The sequence below is a fragment of the Chroococcidiopsis sp. CCNUC1 genome, from assembly GCF_023546805.1.
Lineage (GTDB): Bacteria > Cyanobacteriota > Cyanobacteriia > Cyanobacteriales > Chroococcidiopsidaceae > Chroococcidiopsis > Chroococcidiopsis thermalis.
In genome coordinates this window covers 2,989,209-3,014,458 of the sequence record NZ_CP097480.1, presented here as the reverse complement: position 1 = coordinate 3,014,458, position 25,250 = coordinate 2,989,209, and the positions used below count along the sequence as shown (strand labels likewise).

18 protein-coding genes and 1 pseudogene are annotated in these 25,250 nt (G+C 44.4%); 4 read left to right on the top strand and 15 right to left on the bottom strand.

The window, feature by feature from the left end; genetic code table 11:
- Positions 1-47: 47 nt before the first annotated feature.
- The 4 genes from M5J74_RS14045 to M5J74_RS14030 form a co-directional block, all read right to left on the bottom strand.
- On the bottom strand, positions 48-290 hold the full coding sequence (locus tag M5J74_RS14045; protein WP_015154716.1) for a hypothetical protein: 243 nt from the start codon (positions 288-290) through the stop codon (positions 48-50).
- Positions 291-428: 138 nt separating this feature from the next.
- Positions 429-947: a GNAT family N-acetyltransferase gene (locus M5J74_RS14040; protein WP_199755404.1), complete on the bottom strand. Its 519-nt coding sequence runs from the start codon at positions 945-947 to the stop codon at positions 429-431.
- A 104-nt stretch (positions 948-1,051) separates the two neighbouring features.
- Entirely contained in the window at positions 1,052-2,443 is a 1,392-nt protein-coding gene (locus M5J74_RS14035; RefSeq protein ID WP_250017011.1) for a malic enzyme-like NAD(P)-binding protein, read from the bottom strand.
- Positions 2,444-2,697: 254 nt separating this feature from the next.
- A complete protein-coding gene (locus tag M5J74_RS14030; RefSeq protein WP_250017009.1) occupies positions 2,698-2,859 on the bottom strand; it encodes a hypothetical protein in 162 nt (53 codons plus the stop codon).
- A gap of 83 nt (positions 2,860-2,942) precedes the next feature.
- Here M5J74_RS14030 and M5J74_RS14025 point away from each other — a divergent pair, with 83 nt between their 5' ends.
- Both M5J74_RS14025 and M5J74_RS14020 read left to right on the top strand, forming a co-directional pair.
- The gene (locus M5J74_RS14025) at positions 2,943-5,090 is read left to right on the top strand and encodes a response regulator (protein ID WP_250017008.1); all 2,148 of its coding nucleotides are present in this window, start codon (positions 2,943-2,945) and stop codon (positions 5,088-5,090) included.
- 54 nt (positions 5,091-5,144) lie between these two features.
- A complete protein-coding gene (locus M5J74_RS14020; RefSeq protein ID WP_250017007.1) occupies positions 5,145-7,373 on the top strand; it encodes a PAS domain S-box protein in 2,229 nt (742 codons plus the stop codon).
- A 262-nt stretch (positions 7,374-7,635) separates the two neighbouring features.
- On the opposite strand, the gene M5J74_RS14015 is transcribed toward M5J74_RS14020, so the two are convergent.
- The 7 genes from M5J74_RS14015 to M5J74_RS13985 form a co-directional block, all read right to left on the bottom strand.
- Complete coding sequence (locus M5J74_RS14015; RefSeq protein ID WP_015154710.1) at positions 7,636-8,106, bottom strand: hypothetical protein; 471 nt, start codon at positions 8,104-8,106, stop codon at positions 7,636-7,638.
- A 111-nt stretch (positions 8,107-8,217) separates the two neighbouring features.
- Entirely contained in the window at positions 8,218-9,147 is a 930-nt protein-coding gene (locus M5J74_RS14010; protein ID WP_015154709.1) for a hypothetical protein, read from the bottom strand.
- A gap of 610 nt (positions 9,148-9,757) precedes the next feature.
- On the bottom strand, positions 9,758-10,072 hold the full coding sequence (locus M5J74_RS14005; protein ID WP_371934041.1) for a hypothetical protein: 315 nt from the start codon (positions 10,070-10,072) through the stop codon (positions 9,758-9,760).
- Positions 10,073-10,109: 37 nt separating this feature from the next.
- A complete protein-coding gene (locus M5J74_RS14000; RefSeq protein ID WP_250017005.1) occupies positions 10,110-12,716 on the bottom strand; it encodes an EAL domain-containing protein in 2,607 nt (868 codons plus the stop codon).
- Between the two features lie 283 nt (positions 12,717-12,999).
- A complete protein-coding gene (locus M5J74_RS13995) occupies positions 13,000-14,040 on the bottom strand; it encodes a DUF1611 domain-containing protein (protein WP_015154706.1) in 1,041 nt (346 codons plus the stop codon).
- Complete coding sequence (locus M5J74_RS13990) at positions 14,024-15,070, bottom strand: dipeptide epimerase (protein ID WP_250017004.1); 1,047 nt, start codon at positions 15,068-15,070, stop codon at positions 14,024-14,026. The genes M5J74_RS13995 and M5J74_RS13990 overlap by 17 nt, the downstream gene beginning before the upstream one ends.
- 250 nt (positions 15,071-15,320) lie before the next feature.
- Positions 15,321-16,169 carry a fatty acid desaturase gene (locus M5J74_RS13985; protein WP_015154704.1) on the bottom strand — a complete coding sequence of 283 codons (849 nt, stop codon included), beginning with the start codon at positions 16,167-16,169 and terminating at the stop codon, positions 15,321-15,323.
- A gap of 133 nt (positions 16,170-16,302) precedes the next feature.
- On the opposite strand from M5J74_RS13985, the gene M5J74_RS13980 reads away from it, so the two are divergent.
- Entirely contained in the window at positions 16,303-17,493 is a 1,191-nt protein-coding gene (locus tag M5J74_RS13980; RefSeq protein WP_250017003.1) for a TetR family transcriptional regulator, read from the top strand.
- 157 nt (positions 17,494-17,650) lie between these two features.
- Here the strand turns inward: M5J74_RS13980 and M5J74_RS13975 are convergent, their stop codons facing one another.
- The 4 genes from M5J74_RS13975 to dndC form a co-directional block, all read right to left on the bottom strand.
- Positions 17,651-19,123, bottom strand: a complete 1,473-nt coding sequence (locus tag M5J74_RS13975) for a DNA phosphorothioation-associated putative methyltransferase (RefSeq protein ID WP_250017001.1) — start codon at positions 19,121-19,123, stop codon at positions 17,651-17,653.
- Positions 19,110-19,508, bottom strand: a complete 399-nt coding sequence (gene dndE, locus M5J74_RS13970) for a DNA sulfur modification protein DndE (RefSeq protein WP_015154701.1) — start codon at positions 19,506-19,508, stop codon at positions 19,110-19,112. Before dndE ends, M5J74_RS13975 begins: the two co-directional genes overlap by 14 nt.
- Positions 19,509-19,601: 93 nt before the next feature.
- Positions 19,602-21,596 (bottom strand): DNA sulfur modification protein DndD, encoded by a 1,995-nt coding sequence (gene dndD / locus M5J74_RS13965; RefSeq protein ID WP_250017000.1) that lies wholly within the window; start codon positions 21,594-21,596, stop codon positions 19,602-19,604.
- The gene (gene dndC / locus M5J74_RS13960; RefSeq protein WP_106216089.1) at positions 21,593-23,179 is read right to left on the bottom strand and encodes a DNA phosphorothioation system sulfurtransferase DndC; all 1,587 of its coding nucleotides are present in this window, start codon (positions 23,177-23,179) and stop codon (positions 21,593-21,595) included. Before dndC ends, dndD begins: the two co-directional genes overlap by 4 nt.
- Positions 23,180-23,504: 325 nt before the next feature.
- Between dndC and M5J74_RS13955 the strand changes: the two are divergent.
- Positions 23,505-25,078, top strand: a pseudogene (locus M5J74_RS13955) (DGQHR domain-containing protein).
- The last annotated feature ends 172 nt before the right edge of the window (positions 25,079-25,250 follow it).

Here is a 25,250-nt window from a genome sequence, read left to right as displayed (position 1 = left end):
GTCGCTATGAGTGAGTAGTGAGTGGTGAGTGGTAAGAGAATTAATAATTAGCGAAGTGAAAGTTCGTTGCTGAATTCTTGCAATCTAGACAAAATTTCCCAGCGTTGAACTTGTAAGCGATCGCGATCGGCTTTGACTGCTTGTTTGGCTCGGTCAATTTTTAATTGCTCGATTTGCAGATTTTTTGCTTCAATCTCTAAAGCATTTTCCCTATCCTGAATCGTATTGAGTTCATCTACAAGTAGAGCAGTCATTGTATTAACGTTTACCTGATAGGTGAAGCGATTCATAATTCACATCCTTTAAAAAACGTCTTTTTAAAAGTCAAAAGGTAAAAGTTAAAAGTCAATCCTTGGGAGCTGCTATTGGTTTTTGTTTGATTAACAGTGAAGATAAGCTAAATGAGTGAAGATTTTGTGAACCGAGTTTCACGCCGAAAAATTTTGTTCCAAAGAACTCATGAAAAGCCGATCTTTCAATACCATTGTGGTACTGCTGTTGCATTCAAATCCAATTCGTTCGTAGAACCGTTGCTGATGCGTAGTCATTAAATAAACTCGTTCGACTCGACTCATGCGGGGATGACTCAAAACTGTTTGCACTAGTTTTCGCCCTAGTCCCCGTCCTTGATAATCGGGATGAATCGCCACATCCCAAATCGTAGCGCGATAAATTCCATCAGAAGTCGCTCTGGCAAAACCAATCAGCCGTTCTTCATCCCAAACACTCACGACTGGTTCGCTATTGGCAATTGCTATGCTCAGATCTTCTAAGCTGCGTCCTTGCGCCCAAAATGCTGCTTGCTCGAATAATGTTTGTAACTGGAGTAAATCGTCTTGCGATTGCTGCGGTTGGCGTAAAGCGGTGCCTGTAGCAATACAGAAACAAATTTGACTGCTATCTGTTTGTGATGATGCCTCTTTAGTTGGAGATACGGTGGATGTCATTCTCGAATGGTAATTGGTAATTGGTAGTTGGTAGTTGGTGAGTGGCTGGTGGCTGGTGGCTAGAATTTTTATCTAGTCACCAGTCACTAGTTACTAATATCTAGTTACTGTTTCGCAATCCCTTCTTCGCGGGCGGCTCTTTGGACGGCAGCTGCAACGGCTGTGGCTACGCGATCGTCAAACACGGACGGGATGATATACTCTGAGTGCAAATCGCTGGGTTTAATTAAAGAAGCGATCGCGCTGGCTGCTTCTAAACACATCGTGGTTGTAATTGTGCTGGCACGACTGTCTAAAGCACCGCGAAATACGCCAGGAAAAGCTAAGACATTATTAATTTGATTTGGATAGTCGCTGCGCCCTGTTGCCATAATTGCGACATCATTCATCACCAGTTCCGGTTGAATTTCAGGGATGGGATTTGCCATCGCCATCACGATTGGGTCTTTTGCCATCGATCGCACCATTTCAGGAGTGACTACACCAGGGGCGCTCACGCCAATGAAAACATCGCTGCTTATCATAGCATCGGTAAGAGTTCCAGCTTGACTAACGGCAAATTCTTGCTTTTCCTGATTCAAGTCTGTTCGATTGGTAGAGAGAATGCCTTTAGAGTCACACATGAGTATATTCGTTGCACCAGCTTTTTGCAGTAAGCGGGCGATCGCGACTCCAGCGGCTCCCGCACCGTTGATGACAATCCGAATTTGCTCGATGGGTTTGTTGACAATTTTGAGCGCGTTGAATAAAGCCGCCAGCGTGACAATTGCCGTACCGTTTTGATCGTCGTGAAATACGGGAATATCTAATTCTTGGCGCAGGCGCTTTTCAATCTCAAAGCAGCGTGGAGCCGCAATATCTTCTAAATTGACTCCCCCAAATACAGGGGCAATATTTTTGACTGTAGCAATAATCTCTTCTGTATCTTGAGTCGCTAAACAGATCGGAAAGGCATCAATTCCGGCAAATTCTTTAAATAGCATGGCTTTGCCTTCCATGACTGGTAATGCTCCGGCTGCTCCAAGATTACCTAACCCTAAAACCGCACTGCCATCCGTGACGATCGCTACAGTATTTTGTTTGATCGTGAGATTATAAACTTGTTCTGGATCTTGAGCGATCGCCGTACAGACTCGACCGACTCCAGGCGTATACGCCATTGCCAGATCGTCTTGACTTTTGAGCGGAATTCTGCTAATTACAGTAATTTTGCCACCACGATGCAAATTAAAAGTGCGATCGTAAACGCTCATCAACTTGACATCTGCCAATTCTTTCACTGCCTGGACGATCGTTTCGGCATGTTCTGTACTAGAAGCATCAACAGTCACATCGCGAGTCGTGAGTTGGCGAGTTTGAGCGATTAAATCGATTTGACCCAAATTACCACCACTGTTGGCGATCGCTTGAGTCACAGCTGCCAGCATTCCGGCTCGATTGGGAATTTGCAAGCGTAAAGTCAGACTATAACTTGAGTTCGGCGTGAGAATTACCATAGATGGAAGTGAGGGATCGGGATAGAGAATCGAGGGAACCGGGAGAGCATGGAAGCTGAAAGAGCCATTACCAATTACCCATTACCAATTACCCAGTAATAATAAACAAACTGTAACGATTTTGAAATATATAGTGTATAAGTGAAAATTTTGTGAATAGGTAAAAAATTATCCATCGCCGCAAACCCTCAGAACTGTCACCAAATCTACCAAGTGAGATCGAATCTTCCTTTATGCTGGCGGAAATACTGTTGTCAGTTGTCAGTTATCAGTGAAGAGTGGTAGTTGGTAGTTGCACCTGAAGTTCCCCTGCACCTGAAGCTCCCCTGCTTCCTTGTCCCCCTTGTCCCCCTTGTCTCCCTTGTCCCCCTTGTCCCCCTTGTCTCCCTTGTCCCCCTTCGCCCCCTAATCCCCACTCCCTTCGGTCGTGGGGTCCCCTTGTCCCCCTTGTCCCCCTTGTCCCCCTGCTCCCCGACTCCCGACTCCCGACTCCCGCATCATGAAAATTCTGCTTGTAGAAGATGATGAAACTATAGTTCAACTGCTCCAGCCAACGCTTGCCAGTCAACGTTATTTGGTGGAGCTAGCGACTGATGGTCAAGCAGGATGGGAACTGGTAGACAGTTTCGAGTACGATCTGATTTTATTGGATGTGATGCTGCCTAAGCTAGATGGAATTAATTTTTGTAAAAAGCTACGGGCAAAAGGCGATCGCACTCCGGTTTTGTTACTGACAGCTCAAGATTCCAGTACTGACAAAGTTAGGGGATTAGATGCTGGTGCGGATGACTACGCGCTCAAACCGTTTGACATAGAGGAACTATTAGCTCGCATTCGTGCTTTATTACGGCGTAGCAGTGCCACACCATCTCCGGTGCTAGAGTGGGGTTTCTTACGGCTCGATCCTAGTAGCTGCGAAGTCACCTATGACGGTAAACTCTTGCATCTGACGGCAAAAGAGTACGGCATTTTAGAATTACTACTACGTAACACCCATCGCATCTTTAGCCAAAGTGCGCTACTCGATCGCGTGTGGTCGTTTGACGAACCCCCTACGGAAAATACTGTTAGAGCGCATATCAAAAGTTTAAGACAGAAAATTAAAAAAGCCGGAGCGCCAGACCCGATTGAGACAGTTTATGGATTGGGATATCGGTTGAAGGCGGAAGAACGGGAGTCGGGAGTCGTAGGGGCGGGTTTATCAAAAGATTCACAGCTTACATCAATAGATCTTTGCTCAAAACCCACCTGTACAGGGGAGTCGGGGAGGGACAAGGGAGACAAGGGAGACAAGGGGGACAAGGGAGACAAGGGGGACAAGGGAGACAAGGGAGACAAGGGGGACAAGGGGAACAAGAAGGACAAGGGAGACAAGGGGGACAAGGGAGACAAGGGAGACAAGGGGGACAAGGAAGCAACTACCAACTACCAACTACCAACTACCAATTACCAATTACCAATTACCCAATCCCAAATTCCAACAGAATTAATCCCTTTATGGGAACGACATCGAGAAAAATATATCAATCGGATTGAAGTGATAGAACAGGCGATCGCATCTGTCAAGCAAGAGTGTCTCGATCCTCAACTACAATCCCAAGCAGCGAAAGAAGCGCATACTTTAATCGGCTCTCTCGGTAGTTTTGGTTTAATTGCCGCTTCTCAATTGTGTCGCCAAATTGAACGAGAATTATCTGATGAAACTCAATTAACTCAAGAGCGTATAGAGCATCTTTCAACACTTGTCGCCGCATTACGGCAAAATTTGAACGCTGTAGAAGAAGTCAAAAGTCAAAAGTCAGAAGTCAAAACTCAATTTTCCCCACCAACTACCAACTACCAATTACCAATTACCAAATTACTAGTTGTAGACAGCGATCCCGAGATCGCGCAAGCTGTAACAACAGAAGCTACAGCGGCGGGAATGGAGGTAGTTGTGGCAGGGGATTTGTCTCAGGCACGCTCGGCAATCGCCTATACTAAACCTGATGCAGTACTGCTCGACCTCTACTTTTGCCAAAATCGGGTGCATGGTTTGCAGTTTTTGTCAACTCTAGCAAACGCACAGCCACCGATACCTACGATTGTCCTGACTGCGCCACAGAGTTTTGCCGATCGCGTGGAAGCAGCTCGGTTAGGGGCGCGGAGTTTTTTGCAAAAGCCAGTACCACCAGCTCAAGCGATCGCGGCGATCGCGCAAGTTTTGCAAGCATCCACAACTCCAGAAGCAAAGTTAATGCTTGTGGATGACGATCCGCAGTTACTGGAAAGATTGCAGGTATTACTAGAACCTTGGGGATTCAGACTGACCTTGCTTACAGATCCTCAGCAATTTTGGCATTATTTGGCAAACTTTCGCCCCGATCTGCTAATTTTAGACATAGAGATGCCACAATTGAGCGGTATCGACCTCTGCCAAGTGGTACGCAACGATCCCCAGTGGAGCGAACTGCCAATTATATTTCTATCCGCTCGTACTGATGCTGAGACAATTCATCGAGTTTTTACGATTGGTGCTGACGATTACGTAAATAAGCCAGTTATCGGACCCGAACTCGTTGCCAGAGTACTAAATCGCTTAGAGCGTAGTAAAATTCGTCACCAAATGTTACAGCTTCAGAATGCACAATTAATGAAAAGCGAGTAGTGCGTGGTGCGCGATCTGAAGTACAAATGACAAATGATAACTGATAGCTAACAAATGACAAATGGAATTACCAGTCGATTGAGTTTAGCGCTGTTATATTTGCTAACTCTATTGTGTTTAGGCTGGGTTTCTTTCTACTCCTTAACAGAGTGGAGGGTAACAGTCGATCGCCAAGTCAATCTGCAAATGGAAGTAGCAGTATCGACTACACCAGCAACTGCACCAGAGATCGTTGCCCAACAACAATTGTTGCAGCAGACAGCGTGGGAAGCTAAAAAACGGGCTGACAATGCGATCGCCGTGTCTCTAGTTAGTTTCGGTTTCAGCGCAATCGGATTTTTATTAGTCTATTACCTCTTAAATTTACAACTACAGCGAGAACTTGCCGAACGCCAGCGTGCAGAAGAGGCTCTACGTCAAGCTGAAACTAAGTATCGTAGTATTTTTGAAAATGCGATCGAAGGAATTTTTCAAACAACACCAGATGGGCGATATTTGACGGCAAATCCCATGCTGGCAAAGATTTACGGTTATTCCTCTCCCGCCGAACTGATGGCGCATATCTCTGACTTGGGGCAACAGCTTTACGTCAATCCCAACCGCCGGACTGAGTTCATTCGCCTATTACAACAGCACGACACCGTAGCGGGGTTTGAGTCTCAAGTCTATCGTCAAGATGGTCAAGCGATTTGGATTGCAGAACAGGCAAGAATTGTCAGAGATGACGACGGGAAGCCGCTTTACTATGAAGGTATTGTCGAAGATATTACCGAGCGCAAACATGCAGAAGAAGAACGGGCAAAGCTGATTGCTATCCTCGAAGCAACTTTAGATTTTGTCGCTACTGCCGATCTAGACGAACGAGTAAATTATTTAAATAGCTCTGCTTGTAAAGTTTTTGGTTGCGATCGCGATCGCGATCTCACGAACTTGCATCTGAGCAATCTCCATCCTGCTTGGGCTTACGACCTCTTGCACCGCGAAGCAATTCCCACGGCAATTCAGGATGGCGTTTGGGTAGGTGAAACAGCAATTCTGAGTCACGATGGACGCGAAATTCCAGTTTCACAACTATTGATCGCCCACAAATCCTCGCAGGGAAAGGTGAAGCTACTATCTACCATCGCCCGCGATATTACTCAGCGCTTGCAAATTGAAGCCTCGTTGCGAGAAGCAGAAAGACGTTGGCGGAGTTTGTTAGAGAATGTCCGATTAGTCGTGGTAGGACTCGATCGCCAAGGAATTGTCGAGTATGTCAATCCATTCTTTCTTGAATTGGTAGAATATACCTCAGAGGAGGTTTTGGGCAAGAATTGGTATGAAGTGTTCTTACCACCTCATCAGCGTCAGCGCGTGCAGGAGCATTTTCTGCAATTACAGCAACAAGGCTTGCACAACTACTATCAAAATTCGATTTTGACTAAATCTGGGCAAGAAAGGTTAATTGCTTGGAATAACACGATCTTGCGCGATTTACAGGGTGAGGCGATCGCGACTCTCAGTATTGGGGAAGATATTACGGAACGTTACGCGATCGAACGCATGAAAGATGAGTTTGTTTCTGTTGTCAGTCACGAACTCCGCACGCCTTTAACCTCAATTCACGGGGCGCTAAATTTATTATCTAGCGGTCTAATTGACGCTCATAGCGATCGCGGACGGCGCGTGATTGATATAGCTTCTGAGGGAGCCGATCGCTTGGTGCGACTGGTGAACGATATTCTGGAGTTGGAACGCTTGGAATCGGGAAAAATTAGTTTATTGCAGCGATCGTGCAACGCGGCTGATTTATTAGAAAAAGCAACGGATTTGATGCAGGTGATGGCAAATCGTGCCAAAGTTAATCTATCTGTTTATTCCCAAGATATTCAACTCAACGTCGATGGCGATCGCATTATTCAAGTCTTAACTAATCTCCTCGGGAATGCAATTAAATTTTCTCCAGAAGGCTCCACAGTTGAGTTAAGTGTTGAAGCGATCGAAGGTGGTGAGAATTCGGAGTTCGGAGTTTTGAATTCAGAGTTAAATTCTGCCTCAGCTTCCCTATCAACAAATATTCTCTTCACCGTTAAAGATCGGGGGCGTGGTATCCCAGAGGATAAGATTGAAAGTATCTTCGAGCGTTTTCATCAAGTTGATGCCTCCGATTCCCGAAAAAAAGGTGGCACGGGACTCGGGTTAGCAATCTGCCGTAGCATTATACAGCAGCATGGTGGACGAATTTGGGCAGAGAGCGTGTTAGGTGAAGGAAGTCGTTTTTATTTCACGCTACCAAGTAAGTAAAGTGGGCGATGCCCACCTTGCTATTGTTCCTACCAAGTAAGTAAAGGGGGCGATGCCCACCTTGCTATTGTTCCTACCAAGTAAGTAAAGGGGGCGATGCCCACCTTGCTATTGTTCCTACCAAGTATGTAAAGTGGGCGATGCCCACCTTGCTATTGTTCCCCCCTTTATAAGGGGGTTAGGGGGATCTCCAAGCGCTTTCTTGGCATCACCGACGAAAAGTATTAGGGTGGGTAATGCCCTACTAGACTAGGTCTTTTAACTAGATCGAAGCACTGGCAAAGGGATTTTCTCCACCAGCGAGACTAGCAAAAAAGTCTTGATAATTACCGGACAAGGAACTGCTATCACCAGTGACAGGTGCAGCTCCACCAATATCAAAGGTGAATAATGGCTCTGTTTCTCCGTTGACTACAAGACTGAGTTGACCACCAAATAAACCGTCAGTTGCGGGTTCAAAATTGAATTGAAAATTGCTATCGCTGTTACCTTCATTGACGTTAGTTAGGGAGTCATTGCTTAAATTAGCAAAAACATCCTGTACCCCAGTTCCAATCAGGTCTGCTTGTGCGTCAATGCTTGCTGCAACATCATCTGGAAGTTCGGGTGAATTTCCTTCTGTTGTATTCGCATTTGCAAGAATTTCGTTCAGTGCTTCTGCAAACCCCGTACTAGCAGACGAGCGAAATTCATTAATAGTATCCTGGGCAAATTGTGGGAGTTCAAACTCCATGATTTATCTCCTGATTTTTGGACAAATTGGCAACACAACCTAAGCGCGATCGCATTGCCAAGCCTGAAGTTGTTTGCCGAAGATGTTCTGAAAATGTTCTACGGCAAAGCTTTAGCCCAAGCCCTCGAACGTATAGTTTGGGTTGTTATAATCTGGAAGGTTCGTAGCAGTATCTATGGTTTCTTGAGTCGCGCCCCCAGAACCAAATAAACTGCTCACGCCCGTGCTAATATCAAAGCCGATCTCTTGGCTGGGTTGGCTGCTACCAAGTGAAATCGGTTCGCTGTCACTACTAAGAGGGAAAGCCCAGTCTTCATTACCGATCGCGCTGCCATCACTGCCGATCTCAAGACGATTTCCTAGAAGAGTGCTGTTACTAACATCGGCAGTGTTACCACTACCGAGGATGTTGTTATTGCTGCCTTCGGGCATATTGGCATTGCCAAGAACGGTATTGCTCTCACCTAATTGCCAGTTGCCGTTACCGTTGGTTTGGTTATCAGTACCAAAATTCCAGTTCCCGTTACCAGTACTTGTATTGCCATCGGCATAATTCCAGTTGCCATTACCATTGGTTTGACTGTCACTGCTGAAATTCCAGTTACCATTACCATCGGTTGTGTTGTTACTTCCAAGGTTCCAGTTCCCATTGCCGCTACCAGTGTTACCAGTAGAATCTGAATCGGACTCTAAATTATTGACATCTAAGATAAAGTTGTCACTGTCAAAGGGTACGGGTTGGTCGGTTTCAATTTCTGGTAAGGAGGGAAGAGTATCGCCAAACGGCAAATTATCGGGGAGATTGCTAGCTTGGGGGTTGTTTTCAGCATTGCCACCAGCAAAAGGATTATTATTATCTGATTCCGTATCTCCACCAGAAAAGGGATCGCTACTACCACCAGAGAGGTTACTACTTTCATCTAAGGTATTGCCTTCACTGGATTGTAACTGACCGTCTTGAAATGCCCAGTTACTATTACCTGTAAAGTTGTTAGAGCTAGTTTCCGGTTGCGATGTGGTTTGATTATCTGAAGTTGCCATCAAAAAACCTCCGACTGTTTACACCAATTGCTCAATTCCCTCGAACATCAAGCAGACTAATTAAAGCCCTACTTAAAAAAATGTTCGTCTTCAATCAATTTGCGAACGGATATCATCAATTCATTCAAAATATTCGCTTCTTAAAGACCAAGAAAATACTGCATCAATCATTAGTTTTCACTGAGAATGAACTCGCGACAAAATTGATGCGATCGATACATCAAAGTGCAATATTCGCTATGTTAAGTTAAATGATTTGCAAAACGATTCTCTTAGATTTTTCGCGCTGTCTTCTTGAAAAAGAGCGACCTTCAAAACTTGCTTCTACACTTAAACTTTTTGTTGCAAGAACTTAGCGAATAAATTTGGCAAAATATCGATCTCATAATACTTTAAAGCCGCACTCTATTAGTAGGCAGATGCCCATTATTCAGAGAGCAAATTCAACAAGACAACCTAGTGGCTATCAAGCATATGTCTGTTAGTTTATAAAATTTATAAACTGTGTGAAATGAGTAAAGTTTGGATTGAGTTGTTAATTTTTTCGATTTGAGAAGTTACTTCAGATTGGCTTAATTGATGAGATTGAGTAGTGCTTTGGGGTGATTTACTATTGGTTTAGCAATCCATCATTTGCTACTTTTGTCAACAAGCTTTTGGTGATTTCTTCCCACTCGCGATCGAGATCGATATGAGCGGGCGATCGCCCGCTGCGCTTATACCAATAACGAGCATTACTCAAGTCACCTTCTTGACGATGTAAATGAGCGTGAACCCAAGCACTATCAGCGTCAGCTTCATTTTGGATCAGTACGTGCGCTCGTTCCCAATCCCCTTGCTTAGCGTACCAAAGTGCTTGCAAAGGTAAAGGGAGATCTGGACAATTTTTTTCTGCTAAGAATTGAGCCAAGCGATCGGAACTCATAATCATTTATCAGGGAGCGCACGAGCAGTTAGTTGACTTACGACTTACGACTTACAACTTCGACTAGCCTATCAAACTGCTGGGCGAGTAATTCTCCAGCTGCGGTACTATCTACAGGTTGAGAGAAATAATATCCTTGCCCAAATTTACATTTGAGTCCTCGCAGACGGGCAAGCTGTTCTAAAGTTTCTATTCCTTCAGCCACGACTTCCATGTCTAGGGCGCGGGCAAGCATGATTGTAGCGCGAACGATCTCCCAACTTTGATAGCATTTACCAATTCGGCAAACGAAGGAACGGTCTAGCTTGAGGATATTTATCGGAAACCTTTGTAAGTAACTTAAGGAAGAATAACCCGTGCCGAAGTCATCTAGGGCTAGGGAGACTCCCAAAGCGTTGAGTTCTTCCATCAAAGCCGCGATCGCTTCAGGGTGTTCCATCAGTACGCTTTCAGTCAGTTCTAGTTGCAAACTCTTAGCATCGAGTCCAGTGGCTTGTAATATTTGAATAATCTGTTTTCCTACTTGCGGTTGAGTAAACTGCGGTGCAGAAAAGTTGACACTCATTTTGAACGGCACGTTCAAGGCAAATTGTGCTTGCCAAAGTTGCATTTGCTGGCAAGCTTGCTGCAATACCCACCAGCCAATCGGCACAATTAACCCTGTCTCTTCGGCAATTGGAATAAATTCTGCTGGAGAGATTGCACCCCTTTGGGGATGGTGCCAACGTACGAGTGCTTCAAAACCAACAATTTTTTGGTTGACTAGCGAAACTATCGGTTGATAGTGTAAATGCAATTCCTGGTTGTCAATTGCCCGTCGCAAGTCAGTTTCTAATTGAAATAGTGCTACGACGCGATCGCGCATGGAGGTATCGAAAACTTCATACCGTGCTTTCCCGCCAGCTTTGGCGCGGTACATAGCAGTATCGGCATCGCGCAATAAATCTTCTGGTTGGCGATATTCTCTGGTATTGGCGATCGCGCCAATGCTTGTGGTGGCAAAAATCTCATTACCATCTAACCGAAAAGGTAACTTAAGTGCCAGTTGTATCCGTTTGATCATCTCAGTGGGATCGCTACAATTCTCTAGCACCATTGCAAACTCATCGCCGCCTAGACGAGCCAGAGTATCTCCCGTGCGGATCTGCGCTCTTAGTCTTTGAGCGATCCCAATCAACAACCGATCGCCAAGCATATGTCCCAAACTATCATTGATTGCCTTGAAGCGATCGAGGTCTAAAAACAAAACTGCAAAACTATAGTCCGCTTGCTGTTGTTGCAACCTCAGTGCTTGCTCCAACCGCATCATAAATAGGGCGCGATTTGCTAGACCCGTGAGGGAATCGTGAAAGGCTTCGTGTTGTAATTGTTGCTCTATTTGTTTGCGCTTAGTAATGTCGTGGACGATGATACAAAAAACATCTTTGCCGTTGCGAGTAATTAAGTTCGCGTTAATTTCAACATCGACTAGTATTCCATCCTGACGGCGATATTGTTGTTCGCCTGTAAAGTAACGCTCTACCTGCAATGCTAAGATAAAGCGCTCTACAACTGCTTGATTTTCAGCAACTAAATCGAATAGTGTCAACTGGAGTAGTTGACCGGAATGATAGCCGAGGAAATTTTCAAATGTAGCATTGGCTTCAATAATTTGTTTGGTACTGGCATTGACTAAAAAGATACTTTGAGAAGCCTTGGCAACTAAATGACGGTATTCTTCACTTTCTTGCCATTTACGCTCGGAGGCTACTAATTTTTCTATAAGTTGAAAAATAATTGTTGCAAAAATTATTGCAACGATCGCTAGTAAAATTGTTAAATAATACCAACTTGTCCGACCTTGATGATATATTTCCCTGGCAATAGCAACGCGCAAAATTGCCGCAGGTTTACCGTAAATATCTGGTAGCAAAGCGTAACCAGCAATTGTATTTTTGTCGATCGGACGTACGAGAATTTTGTTAGTTGGTGATAATAAATTTCGCATTGCCTGAAAATCAGTAGGCAGATCGGCGCGATCGATTGCACGTACGGAAAGCGGCAGGCGGGTAGACTTGGATAAAGTGGCGATCGTTCCAGCATTGAGATAACGCCCAAAAATGAGCGAACCGCGAATCGGTCCTTTATCTTCACTAGACAAAATTGGTTGCGCTCCGACTAAAATTAATCCTTCTGGTAGATTGACAATACCTACCGTGCCACTTTCTATAGTCTTGTGGCGCACCAGTGGAGATTGTGGCACTAGATGAGGTTTCAATGCTGGAGAAATTGACTTGTATTTCTGAGCGTTTAAGTCAAAACCAGTTCCGTAAACTATTTTGCCTGAAGGCTGAACGTAGAGAACTAAATTGAGTTTGAGTGCTAGCAATCCTGCTGGGTAGAGATTAGAGTCGATATAATCTTGGTTCCGATCTAGGACAAAATTATAAGTATCGTTCCAGCTTGCCCAATCATCAATATGAATGCTCAAATCTTTTTTGGATTGAGTAAAAGCACTTAAAACTCCTTCTACTGCTTGGCGAGTATGCCGTTCTTCTGCTTGGTGCAGATTCTTGAACAAAATAACTGATGCTGTCGCATACAATACTCCAATCAGACTGGTGAATGCTACACCGATGGGGAATAATGTCTTTTTGGATTTCATGCGATCGCTTTACTGAGTAAAAATATTTCGTTCGGGTTAAGTAAAAATTGTTTTAACTGCTACAAATACTACAATCATAAGCCTATCTAGATCTAGCTATCAAGCGTATAATTGCGAAGTTCATAGTTAATTTACTTGTCTTTTTACGTATGTTTACTGAAAGATATGTTGCGCAAAGATGCAAAAAATTGCTAGCGGCTTTGCACGAAAACTTTCCCACGGTGGGGGAACCCTCCCACGGAAGTGCTTAAATTTTGACGCGCTCTCAATTGGGCGAACCGCGTTATTTTACGATTGCATCTAGAATATTCTCTGTTCCAAAGCGTACCACATCAGTACAGAGTAAACCAGTCTCGGCTTGAGCTTGTTCGATTGCCTGTCGTGCCGTGGCAAGATCGAGATGAAATGTGTTGAGCGCGATCGCGGCAACTGGAACATCGGCAAATGCTCCTGCTGCTTTAGCTACCATTTCGTATAGTTGTACTACATCTGTTAAAGCTGGAATCGGTACGTGAGGATGGTTGCGAATGTGAGTTTGTCCGGCGCGATGGACTAACACTAAATGCGTCGGTTGCGTTCCCCGAATCAGAGGTAAGGTTGCGGTCGAACCTGGATGCAGTAACGATCCCTGCCCTTCTACAAAGACAATATCGCGATCGCTGCCGTGTTGCACGACCATTTGTTCTACTGCCCCTGCGGCAAAGTCAACTCGAATTGCATCTAGGGGAATACCATCGCCAGCAATCATCAGCCCTGCTTGTCCGGTCGCGATAAACTTAGAACGCAAGCCCCGTTGTTGACAGGCACGATCCAGTTCCAAACAAGCAGACATTTTACCTACACCCATATCCGTACCCACAGCCAGCACTCGCCGACAAGCTAGCGTTTGCGCTTGTCCGCTGGCGATGGGTAAGTTAGGCGGTTCTTGTCTGACATCCCAAATCCACTGTCCTGGGCGTAAGTTTTGAAATTCTGGGATTGTGGCTAAGGGTGTGTGCAAACCATTCGCAATTGATAAACCTGCAAATACAGCTTGCTTGACTTCCTGCTGCCACTCTGGCGGTAAAATGCCTCCAGAAGGAGCAATACCAATGGCTAATATGTCTGGATTGTAAGCTAATGCTTCCTCAACGGAACCGACAATCGGGATGTCGCGGTTGATGCCAGAGACTACAGGTAGAGACTCTCCGGCACATTGGCGATCGATAACGGCGATAATTTGAGCCTGACTGTAGCGCAACAGAGCAAGTCCGGTTTTACCTTGACTGCCTTTAATACCGTCGTGCAAGAGAATGGCTACCCTACTTTCAGCCTGCAACCGCACTGCGTTCTACCCCCAATCCTGGTTTGCAATTTGGCAACAACCGCCCCGATCGGATTATTGCACCTACAAAGGGTTCTGCGGTTAAATTCAAATGACTATCTAAATCGAGATAGTCGGCTAGGGGTGCAAGGTGGGCGGCGGCTGTATTTGAGAGGGAACTGTCAGAATAGCAACCAAACATGACCTGTAACCCTAATGCTTTTGCCACTTGTACCATCCGCATTGCTTCTGACAAACCACCAGCTTTCATCAGTTTGATATTGATTCCGCGCACGCAGTTGGATAACTGAGGAATATCGCGACTTGTCATACAGCTTTCATCGACAAAAATCGGTAGAGGCGATCGCTGTTTTAATTGGGGTAAGTGTTTCTCTTCTCCCCGCGCTAGCGGTTGTTCTACATATTTAACATCATAGTCGGCTAACCACCGACACATGGCGATCGCGTCATCTAAATTCCAGCCGCCGTTGGCATCGACAAATAGCTCTAAAGTCGGAACTTCATCGCGGATTGCTGCTAACATTTCCCGATCCGCCTCAATTCCGGCTGGATTGCCCAACTTGATTTTGAAAATCTTGACTTCGATAAATTGCAACCAGTCTCTTACCCTTGCTACGGCTGCTTCTGGGGTATTAATCCCAATTGTGACTGAAGTTGGCACGATGCGATCGCAATCTAACCCCCACAACTGCCACAGGGGTAATCCCGCCTTTTTCCCAATCCAATCGTGCAGCGCCATATCGATTGCAGCTTGGGCAGAGGATGGCATTTTTTGTAATATCGAACCAACTCGCTGCCGTTCCCAAGGATTCATGCTTTGTAACTGCGGTGCAATTGTTTGTATTGCCTCCAACAGCGTTTCGGTAGATTGCGGACGATCTCCGAGAGAAAATGGCGATGCTTCCCCCCAGCCTTCAATTCCATCCTGTGCGACTTTCACCCACACATTTGTCGTTTGGGCTGTCGTTCCCCGACTAATTGTTAAGGGAAAGCGCTTGCGGACGGTGAAAAGTTCGGCGCTGACGTGCATATGGGCGATCGCGTATTGTAATTAAGTCGCACTCATGCAGTGTAGCGTTAAATCAGGGAGCAGTTAACAGTTAACAGTTATCAGTTATCAGTGACCAGTAAACACAATAATTTTTCATATCTTGAGTTAGAGGCGATAGAGGCGATCGCATAGTTCGTGGTAGGTAGCTAAAAAGTAAATTACAAAATTCGTAGGGGCGCACAGCTGTGCGCCCCTACATAGATTATGCGTTCTTACCAGATTGCGATCGCTAAGCCTTTGCCTTTTGTGTTGGTGGTAGCACGACTTTTTTAGCTAAACCTAAAGCTTGTAAAGCCTGAATTGCCCACCATGTCATATCAATTTCCCACCACCGCCGTCCGGCTGGTGCTACATTAGGCTGAGCGTGGTGGTTGTTGTGCCAACCTTCCCCATAAGTTAAAAGTGCTGCCCACCAAAGATTGCGAGAATTGTCCTCTACCTCAAAATGACGATAACCGTATAAATGAGTCGCCGAGTTGATCAGCCAAGTGCTGTGCCAGAGTAATACGGCGCGGAGAAAGACACCATAGATGACAAAAGACCAGCCGCCGAGAAGGTATAGCAACACCGCCAATGGAATTTGCAACAGTAAGAAGTAGCGATCCAACCAGCGATAATACGGGTCGCGATCGAGGTCGGGGGCAAACTTTCGGTAATTATCGTAGATATAGAACTCCGATCGCGGGTACAGAATCCACAGCATGTGACTCCACCAAAAACCCCGCTTAGAAGAGTAAGGATCTTTGTCCACGTCTTCTGTATGAGCGTGATGTTGTCGATGTCCCGCTACCCAAAAGACGGGTCCTCCCTGCATGGCAAGCGCCCCGATGAAGGCGATCGCATATTCCAGCCACTTCGGTGTTATTTGCAAACTGCGGTGACTTAAGAGCCTGTGATAGCCTAAACAAATCCCAATGCTGCCAAATAGCCAGTGAAGAAATATCGTCACTCCCAAAGCCGACCAAGAAAAACACCAGGGAGCGAGCATTGCTACAACATGAAACGTGCCGAAAAACACCACATTGATCCAGCTGAGAGCAAGCGGCTGTTTACCCTCTGCAACTGAGCCTATAGTCATAATCTCTACTTTCAGTACTCAGCACTTAACAAACCTTTTGTCAGGAAATGCAAGTGCTACTTACAACCCCAGCTTAACAACGCAAAAATATAATTGCAAGTACTGCTTGCACGATTTGATAAATTTCTATCTTATGGCTACTCAACTAACTTCCACTCGACAGCGATTGATTGATGCGGCTTTGCAGTTGTTCTCGATTCAGGGAATCACCGAGACGACAACGCGGCAGATTGCCGAACTAGCGCAGGTGAACGAAGTCACCCTGTTTCGGCATTTTGGCAACAAGCAAGGGTTGTTGCTAGCAGCAATCTCAGAATCAGCAGTATTTAAAGATTTTGGCGAATCTCTGCGCGAGAAAGCGAGTCAAACAAGCAGTTTGCATCAGGCACTCAAAGATTATGCTAGCGATCGCTTGCAGGCTTTAGAGCAAGTGCCAGAGTTGGTATTATCTGTGGTAGGTGAATCCAGGCGCTATTCCAGCGAACACCAGCAAGTGATTGGCGAATATTTAACTCAAGCCAATCAGTATGTAGCTGAGTATATCGTCACTGTCATCGAGCGGGAACAATTACAAACTAATTTACCAGTTTCCCAGCTAGCTAGCTTACTCAATAGTTTGCTATTAGGATATGCCGCGATTCAATTTACAACAGGATTCCAAGCACTTTGGCAGAGTAGAGACGAGTTTTTAGAAAGTTTGGTTGAGTTATTCTTAAACCAGGTTGAAGCTGAAAGTAGTGTAGAGAAAATTATAGATTTACCTGCAAATTTAGTGCATACAATCCTCCAAAAAGCTAAGAAAATTGAACTACGAGATTATGCATTAATGTATGTCTTATTTGCCACGGGTTTATCAGCGTTAGAAATTGCAAACTTAGAAAGAGTTCATCAAATAATCGATCGCGATCGCTATTTATTGCAAATTACTCAAGGTTCCGTGCGACAAGTCCCCGTGAATCAATGGATTTTGGGAAAGCGATACGGTTCCTATACTCGCAACCCCTTGACTCAGTGGCTCAAAAGCCGTAAAGACAATGAAGCAGCATTATTTTTAAATGATGCTGGTTTACCACTATCAGAAATAGAAATTCAGCAGCGCTGGCAGATAATTACTCAAGGATTACTCACGCCAGAAGGACAAGCACCAGTTATCGTCCAAACTCAACAAACATGGTGCGTGGAAATGTTGATGAAAGGCATGACTTTAGAAAATTTAAGTATGCTGACAGGACAGAGTTTAAAACAACTGAAACCTTACATTCAAAGAGTCAAAGAAAAAATAGCTATAGAACAAGCCATTCAACGCGATCGCGATTCTCAATAAACAAAACTTTACTCCCACGCACATTACATCTTTAGCGTTCCTCTTCGCGCCTTTGCGTCTAACGCTACGCTAACGGCTTCGCCTTCGCTATCGCTAACGCCTACGGCTGATGCGTGACATAAATTCAGCCTTAAATTTTAAATCAACCAAAACTCCCCTACGAATTCACAAAAACCACGCGATCGTTCTGAATCTCCACCCCATATTCCTCCAACCGCCTATACCATCCATCCCGCGTTCCAATCTCGCGAGAATTCTTCAACAAACCCAACTCTTCCTCTTGTCGAGTCAAATTAGCAAACTGTTCGGACAAAGGATAACGTTCGCTGACAAAAGTTTCCTTACGGTGCAGAATTGGTGGATTAGCAGCGCGATCGTAATCGCGATAAAATACCTTCAAATCCGGCAAATGAATTTGCATACTTGTATGTAAAGTTGGATGAGGATTTGTATCGAAATCTGGATAAAATAAATAAGAAATCTTTGGCTTATCCGTACAAAATTTGACCAGCGTTGCATCTTCCAAACGTCCGATAGTCCGACTCGCACAGCCTTCATAAATCCGCAGCAGCGGATCTAATTCTTCAATTGCCGAGACGTGAACGTATAAAGCTGTTGGTAAACGCTTTCCTATCTTGCTTTGCTGGCAGATTTTAGTAATAACTCCAGGCTTACCCAAACTGAAAAGCTTACGATCTGCTACCTCACAAGCTTCTTGATAACTGCCAAAAAAAGCTTTGATATCGTGGCGCAGTGCGGGTGATAACTTATTAAAACTGGGACGCTGACTGAATTGAGTTAACGCAAGATATACCAGAATATCTAAAGAACGACGATAGGCGATCGCATCCCATTCTGCTTCATCCGTGGCTTGTAAGATAACATTATAGGCGCGGCGGAAATTACCAAACTCAGTTATTAATTCTGCTTCCTCTGCTAACTCACCCTTGACAGGTAATCGTCCCCTTTCCGTGACAAAAGCCATCAAAGGCGCGAGTTGTTCTTGATAATCTTCAAATCGCTTGCTAGGAATGCGTATTCTTGGTGTGGTAGCGCGAGAACGAAAGCGTAAAGCTTTGAAACTCTCCCGTTCTTGTTCGTTACGAAAGACATAATAGATTCCTAATGCGACTGGAACTGCATCGACGTTCAGGACTTCATCAATATATTTTTTCAGTTCCTCTTGGTCGTAATATTTTTGAAATGTATTGCGACTCGTAACAATGCCATCACCATACGCCATTTGATTGCTGCTGCGATCGTTAATCAGGACTTGCGCTGAGACGAGTAAAACTTTGCGGGTGAGTTCCCAGGCGTAAATTAAGGCTTGGCGGCGTTCCTCCAAATCTTCAATCACGTTGAGAACGTAGCCTAAATTTACAATATCTGCGGCAATACGGGGAGCATCGGCACGGTAGTAAGGATCCCAACCGCTGCTAGTGTATCCTAAGTTGGCAACGCGATCGATATCTCCCCCATGACCGCAACCGTAATCGAAAAACGTGGTATCGTTATTTAAGATTGCAGATTCTATTGCCGATCGCACGGGACGAGATATTTCTACACGATAAATAGCCGCCCGATGGCGTTCGATCTCTGGTAATGTTGCGAGGTAGTTAGACTCGACCATGAGGTTGTAGGGCAATGGCAGTTAAGTCTTCTATCTTCTTTATATTAGGATCTCCTGCCAGATAACCGATACCCCGGTGTAGGTGCAAGCGGAATTGAGTTGCCAGGGTTTCTTTATCTATACCCAGATTATCGTTATAACAGCGTTGTTTAAGCGCGATCGCTAGGACATCTGACATTTCTCCCCCAAATACACGCCACGTCATCTCTACGTTGCTATCTGTAGGAATTGGTACGGGTGAGGGGGTAGTTGGTTCGGCGAGAGAACGACAAAAAGCCCAACGACACAATATATTCCATTGGTCGATCTTGGTATTGCGTTTGAGTTTGATCAGTTGTTCTTTTGCTGTTTGGGACAGGCGGATGCGATCGATTGGTGACTCCATAGCAGTAGATGGTAATTGGTAATTGGTAATTGGTAATTGGTCGCCTGTAACCCTTAAGTTTTGACTTTTGACTTTTGACTTTTAACTTTTGACTTACCAGAAGTAGCCAGGTTCTATCGTTGTTTGTCGTTCTGTTGGATCGTATTTTAAAAGATATTCGCGGGCGATCGCTTCGTTTTGGCGTAGGGTGTGGACTTCTTTTTCCCCAATTTCGGTGTCGGTGGAAAGGAGGATGACTTGGTGACTGGCGGAGGGGAAGTAGCGTTCGACGAGATTTTGGCGGTGGGAGGAGTCTAAGCGTCCGAGGGGGGTATCGATGGCGATGGGTAAGCGTCGTCCAGAGACTCTGGCGAGTCCCCACAAAAATGCGATCGCTAGAAGTTGTTTTTCTCCGGCTGAGAGGCGATGTTTGGGGACTGGTTTCCCTTGTAAGTCGTAGAGGGAAAGGCTAAAGGTATTGGTAGCGATCGCAATTCGATGTACTAAATCTGATTTATGCAATAAATAGCGGAAGCATTCTGTTACTTCTACTTCTAATTTATTTAGTTTCCTTAAGGTTAAACGTTCGCGAAACAGTTTTAGGGTTTCTTGGACTTTTGATGCGGATGTAATAACGTGTTCGGTATTTTTGCGATCGATGGTTTGTTCGGTATATTCATCTAAGTCTTTTTTCGTTTGTGCGATCGCGGTTTCTAATTCTAGAATGCGGCGTTTGGCTGTTTCACAGTTTGCTTTTATATCTGTAACTCTATTTTGTGCTGTTTGTAGCGTTTCTACTAATTGCTGATAAGCTTCTGGCGAGGCTGCTGTTTGTAATTGTCTTTCGAGATCGACGATTTCTGCTGCTTGTTGTTCGAGTATCGTTTGCTGCTGTTGTGCGGAGTTTTTTGCAATTGGTAAACCAGAGTTGAGTAAATTAGTGAGGTAATCTAGCGTTTCGCGATCGCTTTGCAACCAGGAAGATTCTTGTAGAGACGTTCCATGGAACGTCTCTACATCTTGTTCGAGCAATATTTTGATTTTATCTAATTGTTCCGCTGTAATATTTATGTTAGAAATTTGTGTTAATAAACGTTGGTTTCGTTCTAATAATATATCTTGTGCTACTTGCGATCGCGCTCGGTTTATTTCAGTTTCTGCTTGCGATCGCGCTTGTTCTAGGAGTGGTGTAATTAAAGCAAGAGGTAACACGTCAGATGCTAATTCTCTCATAGCTTGACGCGCTGTTTCTGCGGTTGCGTTTTTGGTTTGATGCTGTTGTTCTAATTGGCTGCGATCGGCTGCTATTTTACCACCTTCAGCGAGAAATTTGTTAAATGTTTCTTGCTGTTCTTTTTCTGCTAATGTTAAGTCGTCTTGCAAAGATATTAACTGTAAATTTTCTGCATTTTGTTTATCTTGCAATACCTTCAATTTTTCTTCTATTTCTTCTAAATTGACTACATCCTTTGCATCAGCTATTTCTTTGCGTTTGCGATTGACTAAAATTTCTAAATCTACCGCTAATCGTTCCGACAACTCCAATCCTAACAATCCGCGAATAGCCTCAACTACCACAAGTGGAGGTGTTTCTTGTTCTGCTAATTCTTTAATTTGTTCGCCATCGAATAGAAATAAATTAGAAATTCCTAGAGGTAGTAAGTTTTCAATATATTCGTCCCAGATGCTAACTAAACCACTATTTAGCCATTCATCATCATTCAAAATCCCCAAAACATCCTTGCCATCTTTAGGGTTTTTCTCCCAAGTTCTAACGATTCGATAAACTACAGGTTTGTCATTTTCAATATGTCCGAAAGCTAATTCAATCCGAGTTTTTTCAGTTGGTGACGTATGGCTGTTAACGCACTGAGTTAGAAAGTCACTATAGCTTAAACTACCTCTGGTAGAACATTGGGCGCGATGTCCATAAAGTGCGAGGCGAATCGCATCCATTAAAGTTGTTTTTCCACCCCCATTCATTCCACCTAAGAGGAGAATTGGGCGTGAGATATTCTCAGTTTCAGTTTCACTAAATGGACTTAAGTTGATGACTTGCGTGCCTTGATATGGACCGAAGTTTTGTAATACGAGTTCGAGTAAAATCATTTCTTAAACTTAAAATTCCCCCAACTCATCGGCTTATCGTCCTCTACATCCACTGCATCCCCTAAAGTTAGCTGCTTTACCTTATCGACATCGCCTTTACCAACAGCATCCTTTAAATCTCGCTTGAAATGAGCATTTTTAATTGCTTCATCTTGAGAGCGAGAACTACTTTTAAAACATTTCTCTAGCGCGTCGTAAATACCTACACGCCTTGCCATTTTGCGAAATTGACGTTCTGTATCGAGAAGCTTTGCCATTAATTCTAAATGCATGGCATCCCCGTCACAAATTTCTTCTAGCACGTTCCATTCATCGCTACCCAAAAGGCTATAATCTGCACCAGGACGAATATCAATGAAACTTTCGCCCGTCACTTCTGCATAAATCCGAGGTAGGCTATCATCAAATTCGTGTTTCTCTTCCAGCCAAATTCTTCTAATTTCGCTTAATTCTTCAGTAGTAATTAGGGTGATATCACGCATATTTTCTGGTGCAGTACAGCGAACTTGGGTTTGTGCTTCTAGAACTCGTCTCAGCCAATGTTCTCGCCAATATTTAGTGTAGGGACCAGGTATGGGTTCAACTGAGAGTTCGCCATTGTGATTGCGTTCAAATAGTTGCACTTCACCCCAAATTCGGCGAAAATCTCTTTTATCGCGATCGTCTTGTACATCCAAGTCATTGCGGATATCTAATAGAGGCTGCATCCATTCTTTTTCTTCATCGTTTTGGATCATTGCCTCCATTGATTTATCTTTACTCACCATCGTACAAACCCAGCAGCCAAAGCGGGAATCGCCACAACTGGGAGTGGAGGTATCGACAACTAGGGGACATTCGTTATCTGCTGTCGCGCCTCGGTACATGGTAAATAAGTCTTTGTTGCTATATCCCCAAGGGTTTTGCCACTGCATGAGGTATAGCCAAACTTCATCTGTACGCCAGTCTTCAATTGGCAAATAAATTAGTGAGTTAGGTCTATTGGGGTTGGTGTTGATGCGATCGCGTACCCGCCACTCTCTATGTCTTGCCATATTAGCCGCCCGCTTTACGCTTTCAGCTTTGCGCGTACCCAGGACAAGAATTACTTCACCACTAGACCGAATAACTGCACGAATGAAACTATCAGCGGGTTGAATCTTCAAGCGTTCCGTACACCATCTAAATCGGTTGCGCGGTGCTGGATAACCTTTGCCGATAAGGTTTACCCAAAAAGTATCTTTGGTAGCAGGGTGAAGCAGATGGGGTTCAACTGGCATTTGTTGGTCTTTAGCAGCAACCTTCATCTGTTCTAAAGAATTACCCACCCAACTAGAAACTAAAGGATTTTCTACTAAAGTATCATTTGTAATTACATGAATGGCTTTAGTACGCTTTTCAATTGGCAGAGAAGCGATCGCATTCCAGACTAATTGTAAAGTAGCAGTAGAATCTTTACCACCACTGTAGCCAACACACCAGGGTATCGCATCAGAACAATACAATTCTTGTATTTCAGCCGTCAGTAGCTCGATCTCTTGGACTAACTCTGCTACATTACGTGCTGGCTGATTTTTTTGGTCTGGCTGATTCGCTATTGTCATCCTCCCTACCTCTGGAAATACGGACGAGTATGGGTGCGATTATAAGTCACAGAACCACACAAACCAAATCTGCTACGCGAATTTCTAGTAGTTAACTATAGTATTGTAAGGTCTAGAGGTTTTTAAAAACTATCATTTAAAAGTTTTTAAAAACTTGACAATAGAGCCAAGTTCTTTTAAGAAATTAACCTATGCACTGATGCAAGGGTGAAAAAAACGGCAATGAAAGATAGTGTAGCAAAGATTACGGGCGAATAGAATTCGCGTCTACACAGGCAAAGTCCGCGAAGGCGGACTCTAGAATCACCGTCGTTAGGTGCAAAGTATGGGGAAACGAGAAACTCAGGAACAACAAACTCTGACAACCCTGCTGGATAAGTTTTTGCAGCAGCAGGATCGAATACTGGTGCAGAAGACAGAAATGGGCGGGACTGAGGCTTATGTAGGTTCTGTGACGCTGGAGTGGTTTGCCAGTCGGGTACATTTTGCCTCTGCTTTACCCCTACTGCGACAAAAATATAATCCTGAAACTGACAATATCGAGATTGACGCAGACACTATCGATGAAATTCAGCAGCGTCCTCTGGATTGGTCGCGACAACTCCCGTTAACACAGTATTTAGCCACGCGGAAGCATCATAAGTTCCCACCTGTATTGGTGGTGATTAGCCAACCTTGGGTAGATAATCCCAAAGCTGCTGAGTGGGATAGCCACGGTAAAGCGATCGCATCGACTACAGATTTTATCACGCTAGATCGAGAAGGCAAGGTTGGTCTACTAAATGTTGCTGAGGCGGATGTCACCATATACGCCCTGGATGGACAACATCGGCTGATGGGGCGCAGGGGCTAATGGAGTTGCTGAAAACTGGTCAACTCCCACGCTATCGCAAAGATAAATCTCCTGATGGCACTTCCATCAAGCTAGCCGATTTAGTAGAACAATCTCATAGTCAAGACGCGAATAATCTCGTCTCTAACAATTTGCAGGACATCCCTCAAGAAAAAATTGGTATCGAGTTCATCTGTGCTGTTGCAGCTGGGGAAACCCGCGAAGCAGCAAGGCGAAGGGTAAGGTCTATTTTTGTCCATGTCAATTTGATGGCTGCACCCCTAACGAAAGGTCAGTTAGCCCAGTTGAATGAAGATGATGGCTTTTCGATTGTGGCAAGAAAAATTGCTGTAAGTCATCCACTACTGGAACAGCGATTGAACCGGAAGCCGCGTATTAATTGGAATAGTGCGACAATTGCCAGTAAGTCAACGGTTCTGACGACGCTGCAAGCCCTCAAAGATATGTCAGAACGCTATTTAGGGCAGAAGTTTCCGCACTGGAAACCGTGGGAAAAAGGATTAATTCCCATGCGCCCAGAGAATAGGGAACTTGAGGCAGGAATTTCTGATTTTTGGCAGTTATTCGATTGTTTGGCAACTCTTCCCAGTTACAAATTATTGGAGGATGAAGATACACCTAGCCTGCGGCGATTCAATTTTGAAAAGGATGGGGGTGAAGGAAATATGCTGTTCCGTCCTGTAGGTCAAGTAGCTTTGGCGCAAGCTTTGGGAGTTTTGGTTTTCAAGAAAGGGTTTAAGTTGAAAGAGATTTTTAAGAAGTTGCGAAAATTTGATTTGGAAGGCGGATTTAGCAACATGGAGTATCCGCAGTCTCTTTGGTATGGCGTTTTATATGACCCAAATAAGAAGCGAGTGCAAGTTGCTGGGAAAGATTTAGCGGCGAAATTACTAGTTTATATTTTGGGTGGAATTGAGGATCGGATGGAACGGGCAGAACTGCGAAAAACTTTGGCTGATGCAAGAAGCGTGGAGGATAAAACTGTAGGTTTTGATGGTCAGTTTGTCGAACCCAAAGAAGTAGGACTTCCCTCGGTTCTGAATTAACACAAACACTTATTTTTTTTCATTGTAGTTTTCACCGATGCCACATTCTCAAACAATTGCATATTATATTAGCTGACCTTTGCTAATTTATATAAATACTTTGTGGTAAATATGCAAGAGGATAATACTAATAACTCTCAATCCGAATCAAACCAGCCGCTTGACCTCTGCT

Excerpts from the sequence above, each read along its gene's own strand:
- M5J74_RS14045 (WP_015154716.1), bottom strand. The coding sequence starts at position 290 with ATGAATCGCTTCACCTATCAGGTAAACGTTAATACAATGACTGCTCTA.
- M5J74_RS14040 (WP_199755404.1), bottom strand. The coding sequence starts at position 947 with ATGACATCCACCGTATCTCCAACTAAAGAGGCATCATCACAAACAGAT.
- M5J74_RS14035 (WP_250017011.1), bottom strand. The coding sequence starts at position 2,443 with ATGGTAATTCTCACGCCGAACTCAAGTTATAGTCTGACTTTACGCTTG.
- M5J74_RS14025 (WP_250017008.1), top strand. The coding sequence starts at position 2,943 with ATGAAAATTCTGCTTGTAGAAGATGATGAAACTATAGTTCAACTGCTC.
- M5J74_RS14020 (WP_250017007.1), top strand. The coding sequence starts at position 5,145 with ATGACAAATGGAATTACCAGTCGATTGAGTTTAGCGCTGTTATATTTG.
- M5J74_RS14015 (WP_015154710.1), bottom strand. The coding sequence starts at position 8,106 with ATGGAGTTTGAACTCCCACAATTTGCCCAGGATACTATTAATGAATTT.
- M5J74_RS14010 (WP_015154709.1), bottom strand. The coding sequence starts at position 9,147 with ATGGCAACTTCAGATAATCAAACCACATCGCAACCGGAAACTAGCTCT.
- M5J74_RS14005 (WP_371934041.1), bottom strand. The coding sequence starts at position 10,072 with ATGAGTTCCGATCGCTTGGCTCAATTCTTAGCAGAAAAAAATTGTCCA.
- M5J74_RS14000 (WP_250017005.1), bottom strand. The coding sequence starts at position 12,716 with ATGAAATCCAAAAAGACATTATTCCCCATCGGTGTAGCATTCACCAGT.
- M5J74_RS13990 (WP_250017004.1), bottom strand. The coding sequence starts at position 15,070 with ATGCACGTCAGCGCCGAACTTTTCACCGTCCGCAAGCGCTTTCCCTTA.
- M5J74_RS13985 (WP_015154704.1), bottom strand. The coding sequence starts at position 16,169 with ATGACTATAGGCTCAGTTGCAGAGGGTAAACAGCCGCTTGCTCTCAGC.
- M5J74_RS13980 (WP_250017003.1), top strand. The coding sequence starts at position 16,303 with ATGGCTACTCAACTAACTTCCACTCGACAGCGATTGATTGATGCGGCT.
- M5J74_RS13975 (WP_250017001.1), bottom strand. The coding sequence starts at position 19,123 with ATGGTCGAGTCTAACTACCTCGCAACATTACCAGAGATCGAACGCCAT.
- dndE (WP_015154701.1), bottom strand. The coding sequence starts at position 19,508 with ATGGAGTCACCAATCGATCGCATCCGCCTGTCCCAAACAGCAAAAGAA.
- dndD (WP_250017000.1), bottom strand. The coding sequence starts at position 21,596 with ATGATTTTACTCGAACTCGTATTACAAAACTTCGGTCCATATCAAGGC.
- dndC (WP_106216089.1), bottom strand. The coding sequence starts at position 23,179 with ATGACAATAGCGAATCAGCCAGACCAAAAAAATCAGCCAGCACGTAAT.